Source organism: Paenibacillus sp. FSL M8-0142 (genome assembly GCF_038597315.1).
Taxonomy (GTDB): Bacteria; Bacillota; Bacilli; order Paenibacillales; family Paenibacillaceae; genus Paenibacillus_AQ; species Paenibacillus_AQ lactis.
Window position 1 is genome coordinate 3,360,604 of the sequence record NZ_CP152008.1, and the last position, 27,000, is coordinate 3,387,603.

The 27,000-nt window shown below is 50.0% G+C and carries 24 protein-coding genes; 7 read left to right on the top strand and 17 right to left on the bottom strand.

Translation table 11 applies throughout. From position 1 onward, the window contains the following. A complete protein-coding gene (locus NSQ46_RS15575; RefSeq protein ID WP_251534888.1) occupies positions 1 to 1,161 on the top strand; it encodes a Ger(x)C family spore germination protein in 1,161 nt (386 codons plus the stop codon). A 95-nt stretch (positions 1,162 to 1,256) separates the two neighbouring features. On the opposite strand, the gene NSQ46_RS15580 is transcribed toward NSQ46_RS15575, so the two are convergent. From NSQ46_RS15580 to NSQ46_RS15615, 8 genes are all read right to left on the bottom strand, one after another. Beyond that, positions 1,257 to 2,006, bottom strand: coding sequence for a DUF4184 family protein (locus NSQ46_RS15580; protein WP_251534891.1), 750 nt, complete (start codon positions 2,004 to 2,006; stop codon positions 1,257 to 1,259). 250 nt (positions 2,007 to 2,256) lie between these two features. After that, positions 2,257 to 3,252 carry an MsnO8 family LLM class oxidoreductase gene (locus NSQ46_RS15585; protein ID WP_251534893.1) on the bottom strand — a complete coding sequence of 332 codons (996 nt, stop codon included), beginning with the start codon at positions 3,250 to 3,252 and terminating at the stop codon, positions 2,257 to 2,259. A gap of 23 nt (positions 3,253 to 3,275) precedes the next feature. Continuing rightward, positions 3,276 to 3,758, bottom strand: coding sequence for an Rrf2 family transcriptional regulator (locus tag NSQ46_RS15590; protein ID WP_251534895.1), 483 nt, complete (start codon positions 3,756 to 3,758; stop codon positions 3,276 to 3,278). A 344-nt stretch (positions 3,759 to 4,102) separates the two neighbouring features. After that, complete coding sequence (locus tag NSQ46_RS15595; protein WP_251534897.1) at positions 4,103 to 4,987, bottom strand: sugar phosphate isomerase/epimerase family protein; 885 nt, start codon at positions 4,985 to 4,987, stop codon at positions 4,103 to 4,105. A 10-nt stretch (positions 4,988 to 4,997) separates the two neighbouring features. Beyond that, the gene (locus NSQ46_RS15600) at positions 4,998 to 6,668 is read right to left on the bottom strand and encodes an ABC transporter substrate-binding protein (protein WP_251534899.1); all 1,671 of its coding nucleotides are present in this window, start codon (positions 6,666 to 6,668) and stop codon (positions 4,998 to 5,000) included. Between the two features lie 32 nt (positions 6,669 to 6,700). Next, positions 6,701 to 7,597, bottom strand: coding sequence for a carbohydrate ABC transporter permease (locus NSQ46_RS15605; protein ID WP_040739661.1), 897 nt, complete (start codon positions 7,595 to 7,597; stop codon positions 6,701 to 6,703). Positions 7,598 to 7,611: 14 nt separating this feature from the next. Further along, positions 7,612 to 8,523 carry an ABC transporter permease subunit gene (locus tag NSQ46_RS15610; RefSeq protein ID WP_251534901.1) on the bottom strand — a complete coding sequence of 304 codons (912 nt, stop codon included), beginning with the start codon at positions 8,521 to 8,523 and terminating at the stop codon, positions 7,612 to 7,614. Positions 8,524 to 8,660: 137 nt separating this feature from the next. Further along, positions 8,661 to 10,988 (bottom strand): helix-turn-helix domain-containing protein, encoded by a 2,328-nt coding sequence (locus tag NSQ46_RS15615; protein ID WP_342573841.1) that lies wholly within the window; start codon positions 10,986 to 10,988, stop codon positions 8,661 to 8,663. Between the two features lie 353 nt (positions 10,989 to 11,341). On the opposite strand from NSQ46_RS15615, the gene NSQ46_RS15620 reads away from it, so the two are divergent. From NSQ46_RS15620 to NSQ46_RS15630, 3 genes are all read left to right on the top strand, one after another. Next, entirely contained in the window at positions 11,342 to 12,316 is a 975-nt protein-coding gene (locus tag NSQ46_RS15620; protein WP_341341987.1) for an NADP-dependent oxidoreductase, read from the top strand. Positions 12,317 to 12,474: 158 nt separating this feature from the next. Beyond that, on the top strand, positions 12,475 to 12,975 hold the full coding sequence (locus tag NSQ46_RS15625; RefSeq protein ID WP_251534910.1) for a DUF2243 domain-containing protein: 501 nt from the start codon (positions 12,475 to 12,477) through the stop codon (positions 12,973 to 12,975). Continuing rightward, a complete protein-coding gene (locus NSQ46_RS15630) occupies positions 12,972 to 13,832 on the top strand; it encodes a cytochrome c oxidase assembly protein (RefSeq protein WP_251534912.1) in 861 nt (286 codons plus the stop codon). The genes NSQ46_RS15625 and NSQ46_RS15630 overlap by 4 nt, the downstream gene beginning before the upstream one ends. On the opposite strand, the gene NSQ46_RS15635 is transcribed toward NSQ46_RS15630, so the two are convergent. The 3 genes from NSQ46_RS15635 to NSQ46_RS15645 form a co-directional block, all read right to left on the bottom strand. Next, positions 13,829 to 14,761, bottom strand: coding sequence for a VanW family protein (locus NSQ46_RS15635; RefSeq protein WP_251534914.1), 933 nt, complete (start codon positions 14,759 to 14,761; stop codon positions 13,829 to 13,831). The two genes, NSQ46_RS15630 and NSQ46_RS15635, sit on opposite strands and share 4 nt — an antisense overlap. A gap of 141 nt (positions 14,762 to 14,902) precedes the next feature. Further along, positions 14,903 to 16,468, bottom strand: coding sequence for an ATP-binding protein (locus NSQ46_RS15640; RefSeq protein WP_251534916.1), 1,566 nt, complete (start codon positions 16,466 to 16,468; stop codon positions 14,903 to 14,905). 182 nt (positions 16,469 to 16,650) lie between these two features. Next, positions 16,651 to 17,427, bottom strand: a complete 777-nt coding sequence (locus NSQ46_RS15645) for a DUF3889 domain-containing protein (RefSeq protein WP_251534918.1) — start codon at positions 17,425 to 17,427, stop codon at positions 16,651 to 16,653. Between the two features lie 170 nt (positions 17,428 to 17,597). Here NSQ46_RS15645 and NSQ46_RS15650 point away from each other — a divergent pair, with 170 nt between their 5' ends. The 3 genes from NSQ46_RS15650 to NSQ46_RS15660 are packed head-to-tail and all read left to right on the top strand — an operon-like array spanning position 17,598 to position 21,314. After that, positions 17,598 to 19,115, top strand: coding sequence for a spore germination protein (locus tag NSQ46_RS15650; protein WP_251534920.1), 1,518 nt, complete (start codon positions 17,598 to 17,600; stop codon positions 19,113 to 19,115). Positions 19,116 to 19,118: 3 nt separating this feature from the next. After that, positions 19,119 to 20,198 carry a GerAB/ArcD/ProY family transporter gene (locus tag NSQ46_RS15655; protein WP_342573851.1) on the top strand — a complete coding sequence of 360 codons (1,080 nt, stop codon included), beginning with the start codon at positions 19,119 to 19,121 and terminating at the stop codon, positions 20,196 to 20,198. A 3-nt stretch (positions 20,199 to 20,201) separates the two neighbouring features. Then, entirely contained in the window at positions 20,202 to 21,314 is a 1,113-nt protein-coding gene (locus NSQ46_RS15660; RefSeq protein WP_342573852.1) for a Ger(x)C family spore germination protein, read from the top strand. 120 nt (positions 21,315 to 21,434) lie between these two features. Here NSQ46_RS15660 and NSQ46_RS15665 read toward each other — a convergent pair whose 3' ends face one another. From NSQ46_RS15665 to NSQ46_RS15690, 6 genes are all read right to left on the bottom strand, one after another. Further along, positions 21,435 to 22,508, bottom strand: a complete 1,074-nt coding sequence (locus tag NSQ46_RS15665; RefSeq protein ID WP_342573853.1) for an acyl-CoA dehydrogenase — start codon at positions 22,506 to 22,508, stop codon at positions 21,435 to 21,437. 66 nt (positions 22,509 to 22,574) lie between these two features. After that, complete coding sequence (locus tag NSQ46_RS15670; RefSeq protein ID WP_342573855.1) at positions 22,575 to 24,389, bottom strand: DUF3658 domain-containing protein; 1,815 nt, start codon at positions 24,387 to 24,389, stop codon at positions 22,575 to 22,577. 14 nt (positions 24,390 to 24,403) lie between these two features. After that, positions 24,404 to 24,589, bottom strand: a complete 186-nt coding sequence (locus tag NSQ46_RS15675) for a hypothetical protein (protein ID WP_342573858.1) — start codon at positions 24,587 to 24,589, stop codon at positions 24,404 to 24,406. Between the two features lie 15 nt (positions 24,590 to 24,604). Further along, complete coding sequence (locus NSQ46_RS15680; protein WP_342573860.1) at positions 24,605 to 25,117, bottom strand: NUDIX hydrolase; 513 nt, start codon at positions 25,115 to 25,117, stop codon at positions 24,605 to 24,607. A gap of 79 nt (positions 25,118 to 25,196) precedes the next feature. Further along, a complete protein-coding gene (locus NSQ46_RS15685) occupies positions 25,197 to 25,754 on the bottom strand; it encodes a GNAT family protein (protein WP_213614069.1) in 558 nt (185 codons plus the stop codon). 189 nt (positions 25,755 to 25,943) lie between these two features. Then, the gene (locus tag NSQ46_RS15690; RefSeq protein ID WP_342573864.1) at positions 25,944 to 26,999 is read right to left on the bottom strand and encodes a GntR family transcriptional regulator; all 1,056 of its coding nucleotides are present in this window, start codon (positions 26,997 to 26,999) and stop codon (positions 25,944 to 25,946) included. Between the last annotated feature and the right edge of the window lies 1 nt (position 27,000).

The window sequence follows — 27,000 nt, forward strand, 5'->3', positions numbered from 1 at the left end:
ATGCATGCTCACCGTTATCTATTCAAACTCATCGCTGTCTGCTGTCTTATCCTTCCGTTAACTGGATGCTGGGACATCAAAGAAGTTCAGGACATGAATTATGTCACAGCGATCGGCATCGATTATGAAGATGGTCAGTATGTCGTATATACTCAAATGCTAGACTTTACAACCGTCGCTAAAGCAGAAACCGGAAAATCAGAAAACCCGGCGCAAGTCTGGATCTCCAAAACCAAGGGCAAGACTATTAATTGGGCCGTTGATCAGGTATACAATTCCTCGCAAACACGAACCGTCTGGAGTCATGTTTCAAGTATCGTTATCAGCGATAAGGTCCTGAAATCAGCCATCCTCCCGAAACTCGATTCTATCGGGCGGTACCAGGAGGTCCGGATGACGCCTTGGGTATTCGGCACCAGCCACTCCATTGAAGAGCTCTTTAACACCCGGGCTTTCTTCAACATGTCCCCGTTATTTACCATTCTGCATGAACCAATCGATCAGTTTAACCAAAGGTCGATCATTGCGCCGATCCGCTATTTCGATTTTTTGGCGGACTTAACCGAGCCCGGCTACACGGAAATGCTTCCAAGCTTGTCCATTGATACCGAAACATGGTCCACAATGGACAAACGAGATCCGAAAATGTCAATTAACGGTGGTTTTTCTCTATACGATGAGAAATTAAGCGGCTTTCTTGATATTAAAGATCTCGACGGGCTGCGCTGGATGCAGAAAGAGACCAAACGTTCCCCACTTCTCGTAACCGATGGGGGGATCAAAGGGGTCGTCGTGCTTAAGAACCCAAAAATCAAGACCCAGCTTACCTTCGTCAAGGGTGAGCCGAAATTTCGAATACATGTCCGATTAAACGGGAATGTGGTTGAAGTCAGCGAAGATGTATCCAAGACCGAACTGGAAAAAAGCGCGGCAAACGTAGTAAAGGAAGAGATCCTTGCTACCTTCTACAAAGGAATGGATACGCAATCCGACGTTTACAGTCTAGAGCACCTTGTGTTCAAGCAGAACCCGGCTGCCTGGAAGAGATTGAAGCAGGCCTCCGGCATGAGCACCATCATCAATAAACAGTCCCTCGAATCCGTCATGGTCGATGTACACTTGGAGCACACCGGCATGAAACTGCTCCCCCGCAAAGATTGAGCAAATCCGGTGGATGTGTGGCGCGGAAAATTAACATGATTAACGATCTATTTCTGAGACAAAAATATCAAGATGGCCGCAAGCTTGATCTTGTTTTATCGGTTCTGTTGCCTAGACACGTTTCGCCGGAAAAGCAGACAAACAATGAGCAGAGACAGCAAGAGGCAGCTGATCGCCGGTACGACAAGCCGAAGCAAAGCGGCAACTCCTCCACTCTCCTTTATAAAAGCGATCGATGAAACGGCGAACAGAAGGATAAAGAGACCAGCCCCTACGCACCAAAAAGGCAAAATAGGCCGCAGCGGTTTTCTTTCCTTTGGACTCTTGTACAGGTTATTATGGACCCATCCCAGCGTAAGCAAAAGCCCCGCCAGGGTACTTCCATGCTGTGCCAGCTTATATGCCGGTATTTCCATTGCACCCAGACGGATCACTTTGGTGAGCAAAGAGATGCGATTCACGACCCAGGCGCCTTGATGCGTGAATTGATCCCATAATAGATGGGACCCTACGCCGGCGATTCCTAGCAGAAACACGAACTTCCATCCTCTGAAAGAATCGGGCATGCGCGACGCGTTGCTCCATCGATACGGAAACCACTTAGGTAAGTATGCATTAACAACGGGTCTGACGACCTGTTCAAAAATGATAAAGAGAATCGCGATGACCGGCAAATTAAAGAAAAGAATTCCCCAGCCGTCATGGCTCCATTCCCCTGCCGCACGAAAGCGGACGAAGTATTCGAAATCAGGAGCCATGCAGCCGATGATCAGTGCAGATACCGGAAGATCCTTTCGTTTCCACCAAGGCATTGTAATGACGGGATGTGCAAATGTGAATGGCATAGCGGGCTCCTCTTAACATGAACTCACGAATACTAGATTTTTACTATTCTAGCACGTTTTTTCGACACATTGGGGGCGATATTAATCCAAGCCACATAAAAAGACAGGCAGAAGCCTGTCCGAATGTAACGATATGGAGTCGATCCACATGCACCTATGTTCATTCCTGTAAAGCAGCAAGTCATGAAGTTCCACCGGCTCCAGCACGAAACAGAGCATCAGAGCTTTCTTCCGTGAACCATGCTTTCCCCTAGGACAGAAGCTCACGAGCAAGCAAGCGGTATACCTCCAGCCGTTTCTCCTGCGAATGTGGGATGCTGCAAATCATCGCTTCGTGAAATCCGTAGTGTTCCTGCTCTTCCTGCAATCGTGCTGCGATATCCTTCACCGCGCCAACCAAATGAATCTTCCGTCCTTCTTGAATGGCCATGCGGTCGATTTCGGTCAGCGGCATCTGGTGCGCCTCCTCGGGCGTCATTAACGGGACAATCCGCCCCTTGCTCATCATCAGCCGGAAAATATCCTGCGGAAGCGCTTCGTATTCGGCTTCCTCTGTGGTCTCCGCTGTAGTGACCATATAGGACACACTGATTAATGGCTTCTCCATGAAGACAGAAGGCCGATAATGATTCCGGTACTGGTCAAGAATCTCCCGACTCATGGCTCCGTTAAAAAACTGAGCGAAGGAGTACCCGACACCCATCTCTGCAGCTTTTAGTGCGCTGTTGCCGCTGGAGCCCAGAAGCCAAACCTCGGGCAGGGCAACCTCTGTAGGCGCGGCTGCATTTTTGGCATACAGTTCATTCTCCGGCACCTCATCATTCATCAATTGCATGGTGATCTCCAGCTTGTCGTACATATTATGCAGCATCAGCTGGCGGCCTTCCGATAAAGCGTACATGGCACTGGTGTCGCCACCGGGTGCGCGCCCCACCCCGAAATCGATTCGCCCGGGGGAAAATGCGCTTAATGTCTTGAACACTTCTGCCAGCTTTAGTGGCGAATAATGCATCATCATCACGCCGCCGGTGCCGATGCGGATCCGATCCGTTTTGGCAGCCAAGCGAGCAGCCGTCACCTCTGGTGCAGAACTGGCGAAGGCGTGCCCGCCATGGTGCTCCGCCATCCACATCCGGCTATAACCGAGCTCATCCGCAAGAATAGCAAGCTCCTCGGCTTTCTTCAGCGCTCCTGCCGCTGTATTCCCGCTTGTGACAGGTGCCTGGTCCAGTACGCCTAATTTCATAGGATTCCTTCCCTTCTTCACGATCATATAACCATCTTGTCCTGAATCCATTGTTCCAAGGCGGACACTTTATCCTTAAAGCGTTCGCTGCACATCTCCTCCGCCAAAGAAGCAATCGTCTCCCGCTTCAGGACAGCCTTCCACGAGGATTCGGCTTCTTCCATCAGATCGGAAAGCAAACAACAGCTTTCTTCTTTCTCCAAGTCGAGCATATCCACCAGGATGCCATGGGAGGAATATAACGATTGCTGACCTTCCACCGCCAAGTATACATCGTACACCCGAATATCTTCGGCTTTCTTCTTTAATTTGAAGCCGCCTTTAATGCCTGGAACGGACGTTACAATGTCGGCAGTCACCAGCTTTCTTAGCAGCTTCTGAAAATACGTTGCTGATACACCGAGCTGCTGGCTGATCGCTTCACCAGGGAGCACAGCCTTGTCAGGCAGCATATTAAGCAGTAGAAGCGCATACACCGATTGTTCCACGCCGGTCTTCATATGCATGAACATCACCTCGCTTGGCTGAATTCAGTATGTCTATCTTCCATTCGTAATTCACGACTAACTCGGATAATATATATCCATGTTATATATGGTATCTCATTTTCAATCATTTGTAAATGAATAAGGGATCTTATCCCCTTCCCAAGAAGGGGGTATGAGATTACTGCACATGATCGGCGATTGAATAAGCTATAGAGGAATCGCTCGATGTTAGAATAGAGCAGGCTCATTCATGAGTACATGCAAATGGGCCAGCCGGGGATATCTCCCGACTGGCCCGTTGAACTGGTCATAATGATTTAGCTGAAGCGCTGGAAGTTCATGAGATTAAGTATCTGATGCCGTCAAGCATGCGGTTCGATTTCATCCCATAATCTTTTTAAATTTTCCAGACCTAAACGAGTTCCCTCCCTGCAGTCCTCCATCCCTTCAAATTCAAGTGTAATGAATCCGTCATATCCGGATTCCTTGATCAGCCGAAGAATGCGGCGGACATCCAGGTCCCCTTGACCGAAGATCGCGCCTCGCAAATAATTGCCGTGGGACGTCCGAAACCACCGGCCTCCTCCTGGATCCTGGTCATATGGACGGTAATAAAAATCTTTAACATGAATAAGCGAAGCGTATGGCAAATTACGTTTCACGCCGACGAGCGGCTGTTCATCGACACACAGAAAGTTGCCGATATCCAAGGTCGTTTTGAAGTTCGGCCGGTCCACTGCCTTGAGCACGCGCTGAACGCGGTCGCTTGCTTGGACGCTTACGCCGTGATTTTCGATCGTCGTCGTAATCCCGTATCGGGCAGCGTAATCCGCGATCTGGCGGCATCCATTCACGATTTGCTCTAAATTATCCTCGACATAATCGATCCCCGTCTTCTCCGGCGGCAGCGTGAAAGCCGTCACATCATGCCGCATGTGCTTTATGCCCAGCCGATGCACCGTATCTACATGGCGTTTGATCCGCTCCACTTCCGCATCGAACGCCTCTTTCGACTCGTGGACAAAGTTTGCCGGCATGGAATAGTTCGACAATTGGATCCCGGCCGCTTCAGCCCGCTTACGTACCGCATCCGTTAGCTCCTCATTGTCCTCCAGCGTAAAACCGTATGGAACAATCTCCATATGCTCCCCGCCGTTGTCGGTGATCCAATCGATAACATCCAGTATCGTCATCTCACCCGAACGGATGGCCGGGAGCAAACTGTACGTGCTGACTCCAACCCTCATGCTAACCCTCCTATTTGGTTCTTCCGTCAAATGCCTGTTGGTAAATCTCCAACAGCCGGGACACATTCATCGCCTCCAGCTGCTGCACGTAGACATCCCAGTCTTTATCGAGGCTTGCATCCCCGATAATGAAGCGCGCCATCATCTCGTCCACATAATCGTTAATCGTCTTGGACAGGTCCGCTGCCTCGGATGCCTGTTCATTACTCAAGAATAATGGAGGTACCGTGCTCACGTCTGTCGGTTTATGCGGCTCGTAATTATTTTTGGTTTCATTGTAAAGAATGACCTCCAGATCATCCTCGCCCTTGGCTACCGCGCTCAATCGAAACTCGTTCGTGCGGAGGCTCGGGCCGGTCTGGATCCACGCTACGTTTTGCACGGTCCCGTACGACTTCAGCTCTGACCAATCGGCGGGCTCCCCGTTGATGCCGATTTCGCCTTCCTTCGCTTCACGCCATTCCTGATCCGGCCGTCCATAGACGCTGCGCAGCGTATGCTCCCGCTCGTACAACCCGTCGGCCCAGCGTAAAGCCAGCTCGGGATGCTTTGCCTTTTTTGTAATGACAAACGCTCCCGGATTCAAGCCGGTTGAATCAAAAGCAGCATAGCGAACACCCCCAGGACCTTTTAATGGAGGAACGGTCTTGTATTCCTTCCATCGTCCGCTTTCGCCAAGAAGCTGGGTGAATACGCCCTGATGACCTCCCGTCGACGCTCCAAGTATGACCGTATCGGGATTCTCGCCGATCTGAATCAACTGGTTGTCATCTTGCGTAAACGACTCCGGCGCGAGCAGCCCTTCGGCATACAGCCTGTTCATAAATCGGAGACCTTCCCTCCATTCCGGCTTGTTGTAGGCGACGTCGAGCTTGCCGTCCTTTACGAATATATGCTTATAATTGGAACTAAAAACCGGATTGTACACGAATGCGTTAAGCAGGAACGCATCGATGGAGGAGCTCCATGATTTCGGCGATATCGATAACGGAATCTCATCGGCCATGCCGTTTCCGTTCGGATCCTGTTCTTTAAACGCTTTCAACACTTCGTAGAATTCCTCCGTCGTTTCCGGCATGTCGAGATTCAACTTTTTAAGCCACGGCTCATAGATCCAGAGCTTCTGACTCATCGAGCAATGATAGCACTCATTCACTTCCGGAAGGGCATAGATATTTCCGTCCAGCGCAGTAATGATCGACTTGATGTTCGGGTTGTCCTCGAACATTTTTTTCGTCTGGGTTCCCTGTTTCTCGATGAGATCATTGAGCGGCAGGAATGCCCCTTGGGACCCGTATATCATTTGCTGCGCGGGCGATATGTTAAGCCCCAGGATCACGTCCGGATAATCCTCGCTGGCGAGCACCAAATTCAGCTTTTCCTGCATGCTTTGCTCGGGGACGATTTCCCATTCAATATGCACATTGGTCTTCTCTTCGTACCATTTCGTAAATTCATTCGTTTCGAAATTTTCAACAAGCGGATTTCCCCGCACCATAACCTTGAGCGTTGTTTTCTCTTTGACCAATGGATAGGTGCCGGGCTCAGTCAATTCGATCTGCTCGGCTGCGCGCTCCTGATCCGGATCAGCTCCCTTGGGATTCGGTGAGCCGGCACATCCTGCAAGAAGGATGCATAATGCGGCGAAAGCGCTCATGATAACCCTTGCTCGTTTGCTCATAAATGACCTACCTCCACAATAGTTGGGATAAACTACCCTTTTAAAGAACCGATCATAACCCCTTTAACGAAAAATTTCTGAACGAACGGATACACAATTAACAATGGAACGGACGTAACCACGATCAGGGAATATTTAAGAAGCTCCCGAAGTCCTTGTCTGGCCGCAGCGGTCTTGGCGTCGCCAAGCATTTCGATGTTGATCTCGTTTTGAACGAGAATATCGCGAAGCACCAGCTGAAGCGGATATAAATCGGAGCTTTTTAAATAGATCATGGCATTGAAGTATTGATTCCAATGACCAACGGCATAGAACAATGCGATGACGGCCAAAATCGGCCCCGATAAGGGCATAACGACACTCCGCAGGAACCTTATATCCGAGCAGCCGTCCAGCTGTGACGCCTCCAGCAGCTCATTCGGGATCGTAGTCTGGAAATACGTTCGCATAATAATGACATTCCAGACGGATAGCGCCCCGGGGATCAGCATGGACCAGACGGTATCCATCATCCCTAGATCTTTGACCAGCAGATACGTTGGGATGAGCCCGCCATTAAACAGCATGGTGAATACAAAGAGGAGCATGAATACGCCCCGGCCTCGAAAATCCTTACGGGACAAGGGATATGCCGCCATAACGGATAAAACCAGATTGATGGCCGTTCCTGCCACCGTATACAGCAGGGTATTCATAAAGCCCTTTGCAACCATGGCATTTTTAAATACGGCCCGGTAGCCTTCGAGGGTTGGCTCCACCGGCCACAGCCATACCTTCCCGGAAATCACCGCGCTGCTGGAACTGAACGAAGCGCTGACCACATAAATTAGCGGATACAGCACCATGATTAGAAATACGGACAACAGGACATAGTTAACGACCGTAAACACACGATCCGAACCGGATTCCCTCATAGCCGATTTACGCATGCCTTCGTCTCCTTTCACCATAAACTCTCCTGCTTCAGCTTCTTGGCCAATTGATTGACGAGGAGCAGCAGGACGAAACCGATCACCGCCTTGAACAAACCGATCGCGGTGGCATAGGAGAAATTCATCGCCTGAGATACCAGACCGACCTTGTACACGTACGTATCAATGACTTCAGAGGAGCGCAAATTCAGCGCGTTCTGCATCAGCAGTATTTTTTCAAAGCCGGTTTCCAGCAGCTGCCCAGTATTCAAAATAAGCAAAATGACGGCAATGGGCATGATTCCCGGTATATCGATATGCCGCATACGCTGGACCTTCGTAGCCCCATCCATGACGGCAGCTTCATGGAGCGCCGGATCGATGCTTGAAAGCGCAGCCAAAAAAATAATGCAGGAAAAGCCGACGTTCTGCCAAATATGCGACCAGACATAGATCGACTGGAACCATGAGGCTTCCGCCATGAAATGGTACGGCCCCAATCCGAACCAGCCTAATATCGAATTGATCAGCCCGGTCCTAGGATCCAAAAATTGCAGCATCAAGCCGACAAGAACGACCAGTGAGATGAAGTAAGGAGCATATGTAACCATCTGAACCGTATTCTTGAACCGGCGGTTCTTCACATAATTCAAGCCGAGCGCAAGCAAGATCGGAAACGGAAAACTGGCGATGAGGGTATACAAGCTAATGGAGAATGTGTTCCTCAGCAGCCGCCAAAATTCATGGGAACGGAAGAAACGCTCGAATTGATCGAAACCTGCCCATGGACTTCCGCTAATCCCCTTCGTGACGCTAAATTCTTTAAAAGCAATTTGAGCCCCATACATCGGTACGTACTTAAAAATGATGATGTACAACAGCGGCGGCAAAAACAGCGCGTAGAGCTGCCAGCTTCGAAGCAGCCTTTTCCAACCAGTCAGCACCAATCACTCCCATCCATATCAGATTTCGTCCCGGTCCGTGATTGGAGTATATACAGATGCGAGTGGTCGGTAAATCTTCATCTTTCAGGCGTTATGCATCCTTTTAGAATTGCCTTTTTGCACGATTCAAGGAATCTTCATTTCTTTAGATCAGCGGCTGAGCCTCCGCGGGAGATTCGCCTATACTCCGTTGCGCTGATTCCATTCGCTCGCTTGAACGCCCTGCTGAACGTATTTAAGGAGAGATATCCTACAGCAGCTGCAATATCGCTAACCGGCCGATCCGTATGAGACAATTGCTGCTTCGCTTCATTCATCCGGAGGTGTTCCACATAATCCGAGAAGTTCCAGCCCGTTTGTTCCTTGAAAAAATAAGAAGCATATGCTTCCGAGGTTTGTGCTTCACGGGCCAGCACCGATAAACTCAAATCGAGTTCCCGAAAGTGCTCCTCGATATAATCAAGCAATAGTTTGGTTAATCGATCATTTCGACTTTTCTTGCTCTCCTCATAATCCATGCATAATTGAATGATCGCACGGCATACGGCATTCATGGCCTGTGAGGGCGATGAATGAGGGTCCAGGGCTTGGTGGACTGCCCCCATCGCTTCCGATCGGCCATGATCCGGTCGCTGGTGTGGACAGCATTTCATCAGGGTTCCGCATAGCTCATGGGCCAGAAGCCGTTCCACTGCAAGCGGCAGCGGACCCTCCCTTCCGTTCTTCTCCTTGATCTGTTCCAGAAGCTGCCGGGTCTCGTTCAGATTGCCGGACTTTACTAGCTGAATCAATCGAAGCTCCTCATCGGCAGGATAGTAATAGGTGAACGTCGCGGGCTCCATATCAGCGTAAAATTGAATGGGACGATGACGGTTCCACTCAGCATGGTGGAGGACAAATTGTGCTTCTCCGAACGATCGGTAGAGCTCCGTCACTTGGGATCGACTCCCTCCCACCGCAATACATAATCCCGTGTCCGCTATTTCGATCAGTCGCTCATATACTTCCTGAATCCATGATCTTAAGGATGGCTCAAAGCCGGAACTGGCGGCATCCCCGGCCGAACCGGCAAATACCAAAGCCAAACGGTTCTCCCCAAGGTCATGCGACAAAATCGTTTCTCCGTACAACGCATGTAGGCAGTCCTGCAGCTTTATTTTTATAATGTCAAGCTCCTTAAGCATGTCTTTCACAAACGGACCTTCATAACCTCGGATTCGTATCATTGCAACCGCGTATTGAGATCCGCGAAGATTAAGCTGGGAATGCTCCATTGCCGCATCGATTTCCCTGTGCGATGGATAGCCTCCCTTCAAAAGCCTGTCCATGAACACGCTGCGCAAAAGCGGAATCTGCTCAGCAAGCCTTTTCTTCAGAGAATCATGGTTCTCGATTAGCGCCGACACCGTGTAGCCGATAAATTCAACGGAATGTTTGGACGAAGACCTCTTGGAATCTGAGGGAGGTTTCGGTAAGAGGCGCAATATACGCAGAATCGGCCTGCTGCTCCGGTCAGCGAAATAAACGGCCAACGCGAGCCCAAGCAGCAACGCTGACAAGAATACGGCCATCGTCACCCGTTTGATTTCGTAAACCTTCTCTAACACGAGCTGCTTAGGCTGCGCCGATACAAAACTCCAGCCACTGAGTGGGGAGACGGCTCTGGTGACTAACATTTCCTGACCCGTCAGCCGAATGTGGGCATCCCCCTCATCCAAGGGAAGCGCCTTCAATATTTCCGGCCTTTGATCCAGCCCGATTGAGCTGATGATATTCCCGTTCGGGTCCGCAATATACGCGAATCCGCCTTGTCCTGGCGTGAGCTTTCGCAGCATATTTTGAATCTGCTTGTTGTCAAGCATCACGGCGATAACTCCACCACCACCCTTCAATCCAAAAGACTGCATGTAGGTGACCACGGAATACGTTTTTCGTTCATACATGATGCTCCTCTCCGGCAAGTACGTCTTATAATGGTATTCGCCGAACAATTGATGTCTCCAATCCTCATACTTCATCCCCTCATAATGCAGCTGCAGGTTGTAGTATTGCTTGTCAGCGTATACCTTTCGCGGAGAGAGGATCATGCCGCTGTTCTTGTAAGCAACGTAATAATCCACGATAAAATGGTTCACCAGCCGGTAATTGAACAAGCTTTTCTCTAAATCCCACAGCTGATATGGACGGGTTCCGCCAAACGGCTCGTTCACAAATTGAAACGACTGAATTTTTGATTCGCTTGACAACTGCCTTGCAATCGTCTCGATCTCGGCGAGACGTCCGTCAAACGCTTCCTGGATTTGGTTCAGTGCTGCCAAAGTGCTTTTGACCGATTCGTTCTCGACCACGGCCGAGGTTTTGCCATATGCGAACCACAAGGCCCATAAAGACCCTAGCAGAATCAATGCATACGGAATAAAGAAGCGAAACAGCAGCGCTGCATGATCTCCGGAAACGTTTCTCATCACGATGCTCCCCTTTCCTTTAAAGATATCATCAATATAGCAAAGGAAAAGCGCCGAGTCAGTAGACCAAAAGACCGTGACTTAACCCTGCCTGGCTGATGCGCAAATGGGTTCGGTGTTGAGCAATTGGCTTCGGCAAGAATGAAAGCGAGCTTGCTCGGACTCGTAATATAATTTACATAACATACATTATGTTAACTTTATCCCTAGTCTATCTAAATTCCTAAAAAAGTAAATTCATTAACCGGCTGTTAGAACGATTCCTCTTTCGCATAATAACATGTCAATTATTGACGTGTTATTATGATAAGTTAGTTTTTGCAAGGGAGAACTCATTTATTGGAGGGGTAGTCATGAATAAACATTTGAATACAATGAGGGCTGCAGTGCTTCATCGGTTTGGCGGGCCAGATGAACTGATCCATCAGGAGGTTGATGTGCCCACGATCGGTCCTGAAGATGTATTGATTGGAGTTGCTTATGCCGGTCTTGGAGAGTGGGATGCCTTCGAACGACAAGGCGGATATGCAGAAATGCTGAACCTGGAATCAGAATTCCCTTATATTCTCGGTTCCGAAGGTTCAGGAATCGTGATTGCACGTGGGGAGAAGGTGACTAATGTTGACTTGGGAGATCAGGTATATGCACCTGCCTTTCTGAATCCTAATGGCGGCTTCTATGCGGAATATGCAGCCGTCAATGCTAAGTATGTGTCCCGAATTCCGGATGAATTAACCATGCAGGAAGCGGCAGTTATTTCCGGAGTCGGAATTACCGCATTGCGCGGGCTGGAGGATGTATTGCAACTTCGAGACGGGGAGTCTATTCTCATCTTCGGCGCCAGCGGCGGGGTTGGACATATCGCCGTGCAGTTGGCGAAGGCTATGGGAGTCCGTGTATTCGCGGTTGCTTCGGGTGAAGACGGAGTTGCCGTGCTCAAGAAACTTGGCTGCGATGCTATTGTAAACGGCAAAGATATGGATATCTCTTCGATGGCAAGGAAATTTGCGCCGTCTGGATTCGATGCAGCTATGTTTACCGCGGGGGGAGATGCGGCTAATGCTGCCGTCAACTGTCTCCGTAAAGGCGGACGACTCGTATACCCTCACGGGATACGCCCTGAATTACGGATACCCGCTGGAATCAGAGCTGCTGGATACAACGGGGAACCCGATCCCGAGATTATTGCCCGTCTTCATCGATATATCTCACAGTATAAGTTAACCGTTCATATCGATCATATTTTTGAACTAGAGGACGCCAATAAGGCACATGCTGCCCTACAAAAACATTATGTCGGGAAAATTTGTCTAAAAGTGAACCCCTAACGAACCAGGATTAGAAACCTTCAAGAACTCGACGGGTGATGCCTGATTCGGTTTTTCGTGGATTAACCGATTCACAATCGGGTTAAACTTGGAGTAGATGTGGTCACCTAATCTCTAAATCTACCGAGCATACCAATTGCGAATGAGGGAAAACGAGAATGAAACCAAACGAATCTGCTAGTGATCATCGGAAGGAACGCGAAAAATACGCTTCGCGCAATTTGTGGACAGGAATCCTGTTTGGACTGGGGCTGGTCGCTTTTATCGACGAGGTTGTATTTCACCAGCTGCTGCACTGGCATCATTTTTATGACAAATCGACCAAGGATATCGGTCTCGTATCGGATGGTTTATTCCATGCGTTCAGCTGGTTTTCGACCATTGCCTCTTCCTTTATGCTGGCCGATCTTCATCGGCGGCACGCCTTTTGGCTAATAAAATGGCTGGGAGGTATTCTGCTTGGCGGCGGCGTATTCCAGCTCTACGACGGCATCATCCAGCATAAGCTGATGCGTCTGCATCAGATTCGCTATAACGTCGATATCCGCCCTTATGACTGGGTGTGGAATGTGATAGCTGCGTTGATGATCGTGGCCGGTCTGGTTCTAATTTTCCGCACGCGTCATGCCCGCACATATAAGGAAGGAGCTGAATCATGATGGTCCATTATCTTTACAGCGATACGGGAGCATTTAGCGATCATCATGAACATGGAGCACATTCGGATGCGTATAGTTTCAGCTTTGGAGGAGATTGGGCGGGGCTTCTTCTTCTCTTGTTATGCATCGGTGTATATGTTGCTGCCGCTCTCACTACCCATCGCCATCACCGGTCATGGCCGCTGCATCGGTATTTAAGCTGGACCGCCGGCATTTTATGTGTCATGCTCTCGGTCGCGGGTCCACTCGCCCGGAACTCTCATCAATCTTTCCAAAACCATATGCTGGTTCATCTGTTGCTCGGCATGCTGGCCCCCATATTGATTGCGTATGCAAAACCTGTAACGCTCCTGCTTCGCGCATTGCCGGTTCCGTCTGCACGAAAGTTATCACGCTTGCTCAGAAGCAAAGCGGTGCATATGATCGTCCACCCTTGGGTTGCAGCAATATGGAATATCGGCGGTATGTGGCTTCTTTATATGACAGATCTTTTTCAACTGACGCATCAATACCGGCTGTTGTACGCGATCTTCCATTTCCATTTGTTCGCAGCGGGGTATCTGTTCACGATTTCCATCCTCTATATCGATCTGACTTCACGGCGCCATAGCTTCCGGAACAGGGCGATTACTTTAATACTCGCAGCTGCTGGCCACTCAATCCTGTCGAAAGCCATCTATGCCTATCCGCCGGTCGGGGTGCCCCGTGAAGCGGCTGAGCAGGGCGGCATGCTTATGTATTATGGGGGTGGAGCCGTCGAGCTTGTCCTGATGTTCGCATTATGCGCCCACTGGTTCAAGTCCGTTTCTCCATCCCCACGTTCCAAGAAGGTCCTCCATCGTTCCGGCATCTCTTAATCCCGGCTTACCGGATCGTGATCATGGGGTTCATCCTTCGTTTCTTCCGGTAAACGCCTCGACATGCTCGGAACCTCCCTTGGCTTATATTCAATGAACTCGGAAGAATAAACCGACACGGTCATCTTTCCTCCGCCGGAAAAGGCGCGGATCAGGATGGGCTCGTTGTACGCGTTCTCGAACACAAAGTCCGGGCCTCCCCAGCTCACCGTTGCATCCCGCCCGGGAGGCACATAAGGCACGTTGCGGCTGTGAGAATAACGCTTTACGATTTTTAGACCGGCCCGATCGATCGCATTAAACAAGGTAGAGGACACCTGGCATATTCCTCCGCCCACCCCTTCCGATAATTCTCCCCGAACGATAACCGGTGCAGGCAAATAGCCCCGGCTCGGCGTCCTGATCCCGACAACCTTGTTGAACGAGAAGACTTCGCCTGGAAAGACGACGAAGCTGTCAATCGCTTTGGACGCGAGATTGATATTATGGGTACGGTTCCTATTGCGGGAATTATAATAAGTCACATAATACCCGATCGGCTTGACGCGGATGGAGGCCAGAACTTCGCTGTCCACCTTGGGGTAAATCGGAAGTCTGGGCGCTTCGATTGTCGCAGGCCCAGTGCCATAACGATATGCCTGATACTGCTCCAGCAATTTTCCACGGTGAAGCCTGTAGCCGTTCTGTCCCGGGATAATTTGTCCGTTGCTGCCGATCCTCGCGTTCTGTGCCTCATGATAGATTTTCTGGTCTACTTGTTCGACCCACGCCTCGTACTTCTCCATGTCCATCAGCGGAAACACGTCTAGAGCGTGCTCTTCCCGATTGACAGTCGATATCACATTCCCGTCATTCGTAATCGTCAATTGACCTGTATCCTGGCCGCTCTGCAGCAGCAGCAAAATCGCAGCAATCGATATCCATTTCAAGATTCATCCCACGCGCTTCTTATCAAGTTCCTCATCCTTCCTGCATCTCCTTGGCATGCATCCGTTAATCTTTCTTCACCTATGTATTATGAATGCAATGCTGCCAATTCATTCAGATACCGGAAGTTCCAAAGATCTCCTTTAAGGTATTGGGAATGTGAGGGTGAACACCGTTCCGACATTCAGCTGACTATGCACCATGATCTTTCCCCCATGATCCTCCACGATTTTTTGACAGAGCGACAACCCCAAACCCGTACCCTCCTCCTTGGTCGTATAGAATGGATCGAAGATTTTGGGGAGGTCTTCCTCTGCGATGCCCTTCCCCGTGTCCTCCACCTCGATGATCGCCTTACCGCCTGCTGTGAGCATCGAGAGCTTCACCACGCCTGCCTGATCCATGGCTTGAAAGGAATTTCGGATCAGATTGATCAGAACTTGAATGATTTTGTCGCGGTCCATCCGAATTAGGATGGCTTGATCCGGCAGATCCATCGTCAACACATGGCCGTGTGAAACCGCCTCCGATTCACATAAGGAGAATACGCGTGTCAGGCAATCGGTCATCGATTCAACCTTGATATTACTTGCATGGGGCTTGGAAAAATGCAGGAACTCCGCCGTCAATTCCCCCACTCTTGTAATCTCGCCCATAATCACTTCATACCAAGGCTGTATATTATAATTCTGCGTTTTGGACAGCTGAATGAATCCCTTAATGGAGGTTAGCGGATTCCGAATTTCGTGAGCCATGCCGGCAGCAAGTTCCCCGACCGTCTTCATCTTCTCGGTTCGAAGCAGCTCCTCTTGGCTTCTTAACCAGGAGTTTCGCCGCATTTGAAAAACGCGTTCCTCCGCCTTGCTCACCAATTCTTGAAATGTCTTCGCTTCGTGAGGGTAGCATGTGATGCTATAGGTTACCTTGATTCCGATGTGATCAAATTTAAACAGACTTCTGTCAATTTGGACATGTTCTGGCAGCAGAATCGCGAAGCGGTCACCCGCGTAACGAGAAGCTGCGAGCATGTTCCCGGCAAACAGGGTGCGAATCGCTCGGGAGAGGCTAATTAGAATTTCATTCGCGGTTGCGATATCCTGGGCATTCAACGATTGAAAATTGTTGATGTCAAGAAGGACGAGCTGGAAGGGCTTCTTCGCCTCAATGGTATGCTGAACCTTGTGCAAATAGCCGTCATAATTCAAGAGGCCGGTAAGGGGGTCATGGAAGATCAGATAATCGTTATGCATATGCAGCTGTTTCTTCTCGGACTCCAGTGAGTTAACCAAATGGAAGGATATGACGATCACAAACAACGCAAGCCCGTCAAAGATGGAGACGAGCAGGTTATATTGGGTAAAAGGCATATAGGACAAGCGAATCGCGGAATATTGAATAAGCATCAAAAGGCAAATCGGGATCATTTCCTTGAAATGCTTCTTCTTATGGATCAAATTAATCATCAGGATGTAATACAGCAGAATACACCAGTTCAATTGGGTTGCTAGGTGAAAGGCGCCGAGAAACAAGGGCTGCATGAATCGGAGCCATTTCAATTTTCGATCGAATATAACCGAGCCGTATAGAAGAACCGCCATCGTGACCATCCATCCAATCCGATCCGAGAGGTCCATCAGAACGGAAGACAGGATAATCAATAGAGTGATGATAGGAATAAATAGGAGCTTAAGAACAACAATAAGCGGCACGACGATCACTCCTAAAACACGATGTACTTGACAAATAAATGTGGATAAAGAAGCACGACGATCCGAAGGAAACTATCACCAAATATGGTACAACAATAAATCACATCTGAACAGCAAAAAAAAGGGCCTTATTTCCCCTTGCACGAAAAAACGCAGCCGAATGACTGCGTTGATTCAAGACTTCAAGCCTCTTCATAAACTATAGAAACCAGCTGCCTTGTTGCAGGATGATACCGAACGGTTACATACACCCCGAATTCCCGATTCCCTTTTCGAAGCCACAGCTTGAATTTCTCTTCAGCCAAGTCACGGGATAAGGTTCTACGCCCCATATAAAGATAATCCACCACATCCATTCCGTATTTCTTGCCGGTTTCCTTGATGGCAACGGCTCCCCACTGGGCATATGCGGGATCCGTTCGCTTTACGTAACGAATATGCGATTTCGCTATCGAGGTTAAATGCTTTTCTTCAATCTTCGACTCAGGCCGATATGAGCTGCTCAATAGATACTGCCATTTCCCTTTTGTGTATGTCAGTAATTGAAGGGAACGATCAGGGCCTTGATAGTAATGCCCCAGCGTATCTTCATCAATTGGAACCTCAGTGAAAGACAAATACGCAAGCTTCGGACCGTGACCTGCAGGATAAACCTCCAAATGGTACTCGTTCTCCGGCTTCGACGAATGAATGTATTGGATATCAAGATGCGGTTCCACGCTGCCGGTATCCATACATTGGCCAAACAAGTGCGTGAATTCAACCGGAGGCAGCTCGATCGGCAGCGGGATTCGGCCTGCTCCAAAATGCTCCTGGCAAGAATTCACCGCATCCACGATACTATGTGCTCCCGATTCCAGCATCTGGTACTGAAATTGCTGCAGGTCTTCTGAGTCCGTCCCGCCACCCGGCTCTAAACTGAGCAGCAGCATTCCGGCCAATATCACTCGATCTAGCATTTCTGCTCTCCCCTCTATTACAAATAGGATCCCTAAAGCATCCGCATGTGCCTAACATTCCCGTCAAACAGCATCTTATACAAGATCATGGTCTCTCTTGGATAAAAAACGGTCCGGGTACGCAAACTGTGAACAGAATTTGTATAAAAGATGCGGAGGCGAAAGATCCAATGGGGAAATGGAAGGGAATGCTGAATTCGATATTCATTGAGGATCCTCTGACATCGGACAATGATTCGGAGAAAGATTTAGATTCGCCAAGTAAGCTTCAAGCTGAAGAGGAGCAGCCGCCTGTTACCCTTAGTCATATCCTTGATCAGTTCGACGAATCGGCGGATTTCGTCCATAACGTTTACCATGAGGAACGGATGCATGTATTGTACTTCAGCCACATGGTGAATGAAGACCGCTTGGAGCGAGATTTCTTGCCGCTGCTGGTTCAATCGGAGAATCCGCTGCAGCTCCTTGAGACGCAGTCGATATACAAGCTTGTGACTGTATCGAAGCAGTGCGTGGAAGGAATCTTATCCGGCATGGCTGCCATTATCTATGATCAAAAAGCCTTCTTGCTCGATGTTATCTTCCCAGCCTCCCGAACCGTTGCGGAATCGGAGACGGAAACGGTAATCATCGGCCCTCACGAAGCATTTACCGAGCAGGCTTACACCAACTTGTCTTTGATTCGCAAGAGAGTCCAGAGCTCCCATTTGAAGGTGATCCAGCTGGCCGTCGGCGAAGTCACCAAATCCGATGTCTATGTTCTCTATATTAAAGACATCGCCAACCCGAAATATGTCAAGGATGTGATCGAGCGCATCCAGGATGTCGAAATTGACGCGATTCATGATACCAACATGCTGATCCAGTGCATCGACGACCACCCCCGTTCGGTGTTCTCGCAGTTCCTTACCACGGAGCGTCCGGACACCATCGCATCCAAGCTCGTTTCGGGACGCGTTGTATGCCTGATGGACGGAAGCCCGACCGCTTTCAGCGCTCCGTCCAGCTTCTTCGAATTCTTCTCCTCCTCCGATGATTATTATCAACGCTGGAGCATCGGAACGGCCACGCTGCTTCTCCGGTTTCAGGCGCTTATCATAACGCTTGTATTGACGGCGCTCTATGTTTCGGTCACTTCGTTCCACTACGAAATGATCCCGGAGAATTTAATCCTCACCTTGACCGAGTCCAGAAGCAAAGTGCCGTTTCCGCCGATCTTCGAAGCTTTATTAATGGAAACGACAATTGAGTTATTAAGGGAAGCCGGGGCAAGACTGCCGACTAAGATCGGCCAGACCATCGGCATCGTAGGCGGTATCGTTATCGGACAGGCCGCCGTGCAAGCCGGTCTGACCAGCAACATTCTCATTATTGCAGTCGCTTCGTCCGCAATAGCTTCCTTCGTTATGCCCAATTACGTGATGAGCGCTTCCTTCCGGCTCCTACGGTTTCTGTTAATCATTTTAGCCGGATTATGGGGAAACCTGGGATTGGCGATTGGCATGGCTTGGATCGTAATTCATCTCAGCGGATTAACGAGCATCGGAACGTCCTATTTGTCGCCGGTTGCTCCCTTCGAGCCCTACGACTGGAGGGACGTCTTTTTGAGAGCGCCCTTTAGCATGCTTGGCAGACGCCCGTCACAGGCGAGATCCAAGAATAAGATCAAATTAAAAATGAGAAGGTGACGCATGTTGAGAGAAAAATTGTCACAGTTCCATACGATGATCCTGATCTATATGATTCAGACTGGGGTATATGTATTCAGCATCGCTCAGAACGAAGCTCAATTTTTCGGGACCAACGGCTGGCTCAGCGTCATACCGATCTCCATCCTGGTCTGCCTGAACATCTATTTGATCTCCATCGTCTATCGGCTTGGTGAAGGCAGATCCATCTTTGATATTTTGGAACAAAGCATTCCGAAGTTTATTCTCGTTCCCTTCTACCTAGCGATCTCTTTAGTGTGGTCGCTTATCGGCTGCCTCGTTGCCAAGCAGTACGTACTGATTTTTCAGATGTTCGCATTTCCGACGACCAATCCGATGGTGTTTAAGTTCTTTATTGACGTTCTCGCTTTTTTGCTGTTAACGAAAGGGCTGTACAACATCTCGAAAGCATCTACGGTATTCTTTTGGTCCACGATATGGTTGAACCTGCTGATGCTGTATTATGTCGGGGAATTTAAGCTCGAACGGCTGACCCCATATGTATTCCAAGATGGAGGAAATATGGTCGAGGGCTTCTTCCAAATCTACCTCGCTTATCTCGGCTATGAGCTGTGCATGCTCCTGTTTCCCTATGCCGACAAAAAGACCAAATTGATGAAAGCGGCCCTCTATGGCCATCTCATCCGCACTGCGTCCTATGTCATTATGAGCTTTGTTTCATTCGGGGTCATCGGGCATGAGCTGCTGAAGCAAATGCTGTTTCCTTTATTGGATCTGCTGGCTTATATCAAGCTTCCTTTCATTGAACGAATCGAGAACCTCTTCTACGGATTCTTTCTGTTCACGACGGTCATCACGCTGGTTATGTACTTCTGGGCCGCCGGGGAAAGCACCCGCCGAGTATTTCCGAGGGTCAAAATCAACGTTCACTATTTCTGCATTACGCTCGTTGCGTTCATGCTCTCCTTTATCCCGAAGGTACTGGATACGATCCGAGATTGGATTATGATCCTCGGCTATATTCAGATGGGGTTCGCGTATGTCATGCCGTTGCTGTTAATCATTCTGCTGCTCGTGCAGCGGCGTAAAAAGGCGGTGTAAGCCTTGAAGCTCAAAAAAAAGCTTTGCGTCATGCTTCTTCTATTAATCATGCTACCTTTAAACGCCTGCGGCGATCAGCGAGTATTAGAGGACCTGGGGCTTATCCAAACGGTTAGCTATGATCTGCTGCCGAGCGGTCAGCTGGATATTTCCGTTTCGATCCCTCAAGCCGACCCCGAAACCACGTCGCAACGGGAAGTGTTGTCAGCTTCAGCCAACAGCAGCAAAGAAGCGAAAATGATGATGTCGAGAAAGACTGGCATGCTCCTCGTAAGCGGCCAGATCCGAAACGTTCTTTTTGGAGAGTCACTGGCCCGCAGCGGGCTCAAGGGCCATCTGGATGCGTTGATTCGGGATCCCTCCATCTCTTCCCAAATCAAGATTAGCGTCGTAGATGGCAATGCGGGCGAGCTGCTGCGGGACAACTATGCACAGCATCCAAGAACCGGAAGATATATCGATATGCTGCTTGAGAAGGAATCCCAGGGACAGACGATACCGAAGGTTACGCTCTTTAACTTCCAACGGGATTACTTCGATGAAGGCGTTGACCCGATCGCGCCGTTGATCCGTAGGCAGGACAGCAGCTATGTGACAACCAACGGCATCGCTCTATTCAGGGATGACAAGCACGTCGCGAGGATCGAGCCGAAGGATTCGTTGGTGTTTGCCTTTTTGAAAGGCAAGTTCAGGGAAGGTGAAATCAGCATCGACCTGACAGCTCCCGGGGAATCCAAGGAGATCGTCATGTTCAGCTCGATCACCAGCTCGAGAAAAATCAAAGTATCCCAAGGAACCGATGGAGCAAAGAAAATCAAAATCGAAGTGAATATAACCGGCTCCGTGCTAGAGTATCTTGGTGATCTGAGGCTAAGTAATGAGCGGGAACGGAAGCTGCTCGAGCATAGAGTCAGTCAATACATTCACGAACGGGCAGATGCGATCATCGGTCTTATGAAAGAGAACAAACTAGATAATCTGGGGATCGGCAGGTATGTCCGGAATCGAGTTGGCTTCAAGCAGTGGCAGAAGATGAAATGGCGGGAGGAAATTCCGAAGCTTCAGGTGGAAAGCTCCATCCATGTGAAGATCAAGGATTACGGCAAGTTTCGATAAACGGATGGCCCAGGACAGGGGTCTTGGTTCTTCAAATCAATCCAACCCTGAGCTGGCAGCTCAGGGTTGTCATCTATAATCGATATTCTTATACGTTCCCGTTCAATCCTTCATCTTATATTAAGCATAGCTTCGCAGCAGTGAATGAGAGCATGCGGTTTGAAGATCCCTCCAGCACCGGTTAACTTCGCTATCTTCCATTGCCGCTGTTAAACCAAGCAGAGGAAACAGCGTTTGACCGCAGGTTCTCGCGGTGTTGGCTGCGCCGATGCTGGCGGTGGTTACTGCAGCTTCGGTCTCAACCGATAGCTTTCCTTGCTGAAGCAGCTCGCGCCAAGAAGTCTCAACCGTTTCATAAAAGTTGACTTCACCGTCTCGAAGGAAGCCGGAATGCTCTTTCAGCTTGCCCATCACATAAGCTTCGCTTCCTTTCGCTTCAGCCAGAGCTTCAGCGGCAGCAAGGAAATGCTCGGCGATTCCGATCGCAACCGCGGCGAAGGAAACCTGCGCGAATGGCAGGAACGGATAACGGTAGATGGCCTCATGTTCATAACTCTTCATCTCATCGAACAGGAAAGTTCGGTTATCCGGGACGAAGACGTCCTCGGCGATCATCGTGTGGCTTGCCGTCGCCCGAAGACCGAAGGCGTTCCAATCCGGTAGGATGCGGATTTGCTCTGGCCGGAATGCAAAAGCACGAATCTCTTGAGCTTCTGCTCCTGATGGTAATTCACTTGCTTTGGCAGATTCATTCCCGGAGTCGATGACGGCATTGGCCGTGAAGGTGGTCGCATAGGTCGAGCCGCTGCAATACTTCCACCTTCCGCTGACCTGGTACCCGCCTTCAACCCGCCTCGCCGTTCCGGTCGGCATCCCGCTTCCCGCGATCACCGCATCACGCCTCGCGAATATTTCCTTGCTGACGTCTTGTTCCAGCAGCGCCGCGAAAAAACCGCCCCCTGCACCAATGGTTACCATCCAGCCCAGGTTGCCGTCGATCCGAGAACACGCCTGGAACAGGCGAGCTGCCTCCGGCAGCGCCGTCATTCTTCCCTCGAGCTCATCGGGTACGAAGAGATGGAACAGCCGCTCATCGTATATGAAATCCAGCACTTCCTTCGGGATATTCCTGAACTTGTCCATCTCAAGGGAATACTGTCTTACTGAGTCGATCACTTGTTGAGTATAAAGCATGATGATTCCTCCGTTATTTCGATTCCTTAATCGATTCCTGATCGTTGACTACAACTTGCTAATGATCTATTTCTCTTCACTTTCCATCATTGCCTGCATCGCTTGCACTAGTTTCTCTATAAGCTCAACCCGATTCCGGTCATGCGGCTGCTGGGTAAGGATCAGTTGTTGAAGCAAGGCGGGCATCCCTTTGTCGGCATAATCGGCCGGCATATTCGGCAGACCGAGATCCAGATCCCTCCAATTGATCCCCTTAAGCTGCTCGATTATACTTCGCTCTCGAAGATTAATTTCGGCCAATTCGCCTAGCAGCGTTCTCAGCTTAACGATCCCGGCAAGACGATGATGGCTTTCCGATTGCTGATCGGAATGGCCGGAATCAACCAGCGATACGCTGTAATTGCGCATCGCATCCAGGCTGCCTTCATAGACCAAGGCACCCTCATTAATCAGATGGCGTACCCGGTACTCGATAAACGAATCGCCGGTATCAATCTCTGCCGATCCGATCACTTCACCTACAACTCGCGCGGATTTCCTAAAATGCCCGAATCGGGCCTCCACGCGGTAAACGGCCTTCAATATCTCTTCATCATAATAAGACTCTGGGACCGTAATAAGCTCCCCGTTCTGGAGAATGCGAAGCGTGCCGTTTTCGCCCAGTAGACGAAACCAATCCTGACGATAACGTTCCTGATCTTCCACGGATAACCTCATGATTCCATCAGGCAGATCCAGGACCTTTTGAAGTTCGCAGGGCGTTATCTCGCCCGTATTTTTATATCGGATATCCGGGTTCCGTTGATGCAGCACTTTCGTCGCATTCACGTGGTAAAGCTCGGGATGACCGGGAAGATGTGAAAGCAATCGCAGGAGACCAAGCAATTCTTTCGCAGAATCCCCGGCCCAAATGAAGCATGGCACAGCGGTTAACTGCTCGGGCCAGACCTCCCATCGGATAGCAGCCTCAAGCTGGATCAACTTCCACTCGTCCGCCGTTAATCCATTGTATCGCTCTTCATACCACCGCATCCGTTCCGCGAAGGATTCATAAAGGCGCTCAGCGTCCGGCAAAGGTCCTACCATCAAATTGTCGTCCAAGACGATGACAAACTCGTCGGGTCGTGAACGAAGAATGATCCTTAACGAGCCGGCAGTTGACGTATCAAATGCTACATGAACACATGATACTTTTCCTCTGTAGAGGGGCGACTCCCTCAGATAAGCTTCATTTCCGATCTCCCATTCGTTGTCGAACGCCTTCTTAAAATACTGCATGCCTTGATGCCTTCCCTCGGCCAATAGCCGAGCAGCATCCGTATTCATCAGATCCTTCAGCTTCAGCAGCTTCTCGTCAAAATGATTGATTGCGGTACTTTCGCCCTTCCGGTATTCATCTCGAGTCATATGATCACGGGGCATTATGGAAGGGTCATATATTTTCTGACCCTTCCACCCGGAATAAGCAAAGGTTCGTGCAATGCCAATGGCGCCGAGAGCGTCCAGGCGATCAGCATCCTGAACGATTTTCCCCTCCAATGTGGTCATCCCGGCACCCGTTCCTCCGGCATAAGACATGTTAGCGATGATCGAGAGAATATGAGCCCTGTCACCCCGAACAACACCGGCCTGCGTCATCCATGTCTCCAACCTTGCGATGGCTGCCTCCTTCGAGTCGTTCAATTTCTCGTCCGCTACGTCATGGAGAAGTGAAGCCAGTTCGCATAGAAAGGCATTCGCACCTTCAAATACCGCCAGCATCCGTGCAAGACGGCTGACTCGTTTGACATGCCACCAATCATGACCGCTTGCGTCGTTCTCATGCACCGATCGGGCAAATTCTTCGGCCTTACGAAGAATATGGATTTTTTCCGCTTCCATTTCAGGCATCTCCCTCATACTTTCTTATCCACAATGTGCTTGTTATCTTTGAGCTCCCAAATATCTTTACGAAGCAGCCTCATCTCGTGAAGCATTGCATCCATGCGTGTGATCATCTTGGAGGTATCGATGGCATAACGAACAGCAAGAACTAGAACGATGACACCGACTAACAAGAATCCGATCCCGATGAACTCCATTACCTTTCCCCCCCATCAATGAAGATGGATAATCCCACGGAGCAAGCATTGCAAAACGGCAAATACCAGCTCCGAATCCTGGATCTCGTTCTTCTGAATGCGGTGCAGACACTCCTGAACCGGAATCCGGATCACATCAATGTTCTCGTAATCTTCCGGCCGGGCTTCAACTCGAACCAGAATCTCTTCCGTATAGTAGACATGCGCTACCTCGTTGCACCGCCATGAAGCAGGATACATCCGTCCCAAGTAATGAAGACGTCCGCATTCGTATCCGGTCTCCTCAAGCAGCTCCCGTCTCGCAGCGGCTTCCAGGTTCTCTCCTTGAAGAACCCCGCCGCCTGGCAGCTGGATGACCAGATCATTCACCGGTTTCCGCTGCTGTTTAATCAGCAGGAACTCATCCTCCTGCTTGGCCAGCACGACGACCGATTCAGGGTGATCCTTCGTGAAATATACTTTCCCGTGACCGTCCACATAGACGGAAACGCCGTTTTGACTTGCCACGAGATCCTTCGACTTTGACATCGTCTCTCTCCTCACCTACCACTCAACGTTTACCTCTCTATCCCGCTTCACTGCTCATTAATTTGCCCCGCTGCACACTTCACCGCTCATCGCTTCGCACTTCCGTATTGGACCTATCGAATTCATCTCTCAAAATCGAGAAAAGATACGAATCGTGAAACCGTCCCTTGAACCACAGATGCTGGCGCAAATGGCCCTCCTGCGTCATGCCGATGCGGCGGAGAACGCCTGCCGAGCCGGCGTTTCCTGGCCGACAGGTAGCATAGATCCGATGAACACCGAGCGTCTCGAAGCCGAAACGGCATATCGCTTCGGCCGCTTCCGAAGCATAACCCTGCCGCCAATGATCCCGGTTTAAGCAATATCCCATCTCGGCATTGGTGTCCATGCGATAAATGCCGCATCCTCCGATAAGAGCCCCTCCATCCTTCAATGTGATCGCCAGCTCGTAGTTGTTCCTCGGTGTCTGTTCGCTGTATTGAATAACCATGTGGAGGTATTGCAGCGTGTCTTCTTCTGCATTTGGCCCCCACATCGTGTGCTCGGTGACCGCGGGATCGGATGCATAGCGATGCACATCCGCCATATCCGCCATCGTAAACTCCCGAATGATCAATCGTTTCGTCTCAAGCTGCATGTCATCCCCCTTGCCCCGATTACCGGATCTATCTTTCACCTTATGTATAGACATTTACGTTACAGCCATTGTACCATGTTCATATTCCCTTCACCCTGCCCCCATTTAAAAAAGAAGCCTGCACCATATCAGGCGCAGACGCTTCTTGAAATCGTATTGTGCGAAGGTTTTTCCCTCAAGTCAAAGGAATCATTGCGGCCAAATCCAACGGACGGGTACCACTTCGCGCCTCGGCTCAAAAGTCCCGCTTAGCTGTTCCGACAGCAAGTCGACGGCGATACGGCATACGTCATCCAATTGTTGATGGACATAAGGAACGCCTTCGAGATCCGGATCATCAAAGGCAGCCAGCTGGGGTGAACTCCCCGTTCCCAGCCCATTTTCCCGAATCGCGTTTGAGGCATAGCGTGCCAGTTCCGCGTTAACCGCAAAGACCGCCGTGACATTGCGCCGAGCACGCAGAAAACGCTCGATTTCCCGTTGGCCGCGCCCTTCTCCGATCGTATCCAGGTCCAGCATGCACCACAGCGTCTTGTCTATGGGCAAGCCCTGCTCCATGAAGGCAGCCTCAAATCCTTTGGCTCTTTCGTCTGTAACCGAATTCGTTATTTCAGGAGACAGGTAGGCAATGCGCGTGTGTCCTGCCGCAAGCAATCCGGATACGGCTTCGCGGACGCCGCCATAATTGTCGGAGCTCACGCTGTAGGTCTTGATCTCTTTCAGGAAGCGGTCGACAAGCACCAATGGAACCTGGTCAAGGGACAAGCGTAAAATTGCGGTATTGTAGCTTTCCTGCTCCACGGGAAAAATAATAAATCCGTCAACTCCCCGTTCCCTGAACTGCTCAATCGTTCGGGACTCTTCCTCCGGCGACTCGCGCGTAATGCGGAACAACAGGTCATAGCCTCTGCCCGCACAGTATCGCTCCAGCCCGTCGAGCAGCTGCTGGTCGATCTTGGTTTTCATCGTCGGCAAAATAATCGCGATCGTCCGTTTCGTAACCGGCGGATGCTCCCGTACTTCCGGAGAACCATCCTCCCGCACGAAGGTTCCTTTTCCCCGAAATCGTACGATCAAACCTTCCTCCACCAATCCGTTAAGTGCGTTTTTGGATGTGATTTGGCTTACGCCGTATTGCTGAGCAAGCTCCTTCTCCGAGGGCACCAGAGCGCCTGCCTGAAGCTCACCGCTTCGAATGCGGCGGCGGATGTCGTTTTGAATTTGTTTATATAGCGGATGCTCCATA

What these genes read in the sequence shown, in the direction of transcription:
- NSQ46_RS15575 (WP_251534888.1), top strand. Translation starts at nt 1, where the DNA reads ATGCATGCTCACCGTTATCTATTCAAACTCATCGCTGTCTGCTGTCTT.
- NSQ46_RS15620 (WP_341341987.1), top strand. Translation starts at nt 11,342, where the DNA reads ATGAATAAACATTTGAATACAATGAGGGCTGCAGTGCTTCATCGGTTT.
- NSQ46_RS15690 (WP_342573864.1), bottom strand. Translation starts at nt 26,999, where the DNA reads ATGGAGCATCCGCTATATAAACAAATTCAAAACGACATCCGCCGCCGC.
- NSQ46_RS15675 (WP_342573858.1), bottom strand. Translation starts at nt 24,589, where the DNA reads ATGGAGTTCATCGGGATCGGATTCTTGTTAGTCGGTGTCATCGTTCTA.
- NSQ46_RS15600 (WP_251534899.1), bottom strand. Translation starts at nt 6,668, where the DNA reads ATGAGCAAACGAGCAAGGGTTATCATGAGCGCTTTCGCCGCATTATGC.
- NSQ46_RS15680 (WP_342573860.1), bottom strand. Translation starts at nt 25,117, where the DNA reads ATGTCAAAGTCGAAGGATCTCGTGGCAAGTCAAAACGGCGTTTCCGTC.
- NSQ46_RS15685 (WP_213614069.1), bottom strand. Translation starts at nt 25,754, where the DNA reads ATGCAGCTTGAGACGAAACGATTGATCATTCGGGAGTTTACGATGGCG.
- NSQ46_RS15625 (WP_251534910.1), top strand. Translation starts at nt 12,475, where the DNA reads ATGAAACCAAACGAATCTGCTAGTGATCATCGGAAGGAACGCGAAAAA.
- NSQ46_RS15580 (WP_251534891.1), bottom strand. Translation starts at nt 2,006, where the DNA reads ATGCCATTCACATTTGCACATCCCGTCATTACAATGCCTTGGTGGAAA.
- NSQ46_RS15590 (WP_251534895.1), bottom strand. Translation starts at nt 3,758, where the DNA reads ATGCATATGAAGACCGGCGTGGAACAATCGGTGTATGCGCTTCTACTG.
- NSQ46_RS15615 (WP_342573841.1), bottom strand. Translation starts at nt 10,988, where the DNA reads ATGAGAAACGTTTCCGGAGATCATGCAGCGCTGCTGTTTCGCTTCTTT.
- NSQ46_RS15670 (WP_342573855.1), bottom strand. Translation starts at nt 24,389, where the DNA reads ATGGAAGCGGAAAAAATCCATATTCTTCGTAAGGCCGAAGAATTTGCC.
- NSQ46_RS15595 (WP_251534897.1), bottom strand. Translation starts at nt 4,987, where the DNA reads ATGAGGGTTGGAGTCAGCACGTACAGTTTGCTCCCGGCCATCCGTTCG.
- NSQ46_RS15605 (WP_040739661.1), bottom strand. Translation starts at nt 7,597, where the DNA reads ATGCGTAAATCGGCTATGAGGGAATCCGGTTCGGATCGTGTGTTTACG.
- NSQ46_RS15665 (WP_342573853.1), bottom strand. Translation starts at nt 22,508, where the DNA reads ATGCTTTATACTCAACAAGTGATCGACTCAGTAAGACAGTATTCCCTT.
- NSQ46_RS15655 (WP_342573851.1), top strand. Translation starts at nt 19,119, where the DNA reads ATGTTGAGAGAAAAATTGTCACAGTTCCATACGATGATCCTGATCTAT.
- NSQ46_RS15585 (WP_251534893.1), bottom strand. Translation starts at nt 3,252, where the DNA reads ATGAAATTAGGCGTACTGGACCAGGCACCTGTCACAAGCGGGAATACA.
- NSQ46_RS15645 (WP_251534918.1), bottom strand. Translation starts at nt 17,427, where the DNA reads ATGCTAGATCGAGTGATATTGGCCGGAATGCTGCTGCTCAGTTTAGAG.
- NSQ46_RS15650 (WP_251534920.1), top strand. Translation starts at nt 17,598, where the DNA reads ATGGGGAAATGGAAGGGAATGCTGAATTCGATATTCATTGAGGATCCT.
- NSQ46_RS15630 (WP_251534912.1), top strand. Translation starts at nt 12,972, where the DNA reads ATGATGGTCCATTATCTTTACAGCGATACGGGAGCATTTAGCGATCAT.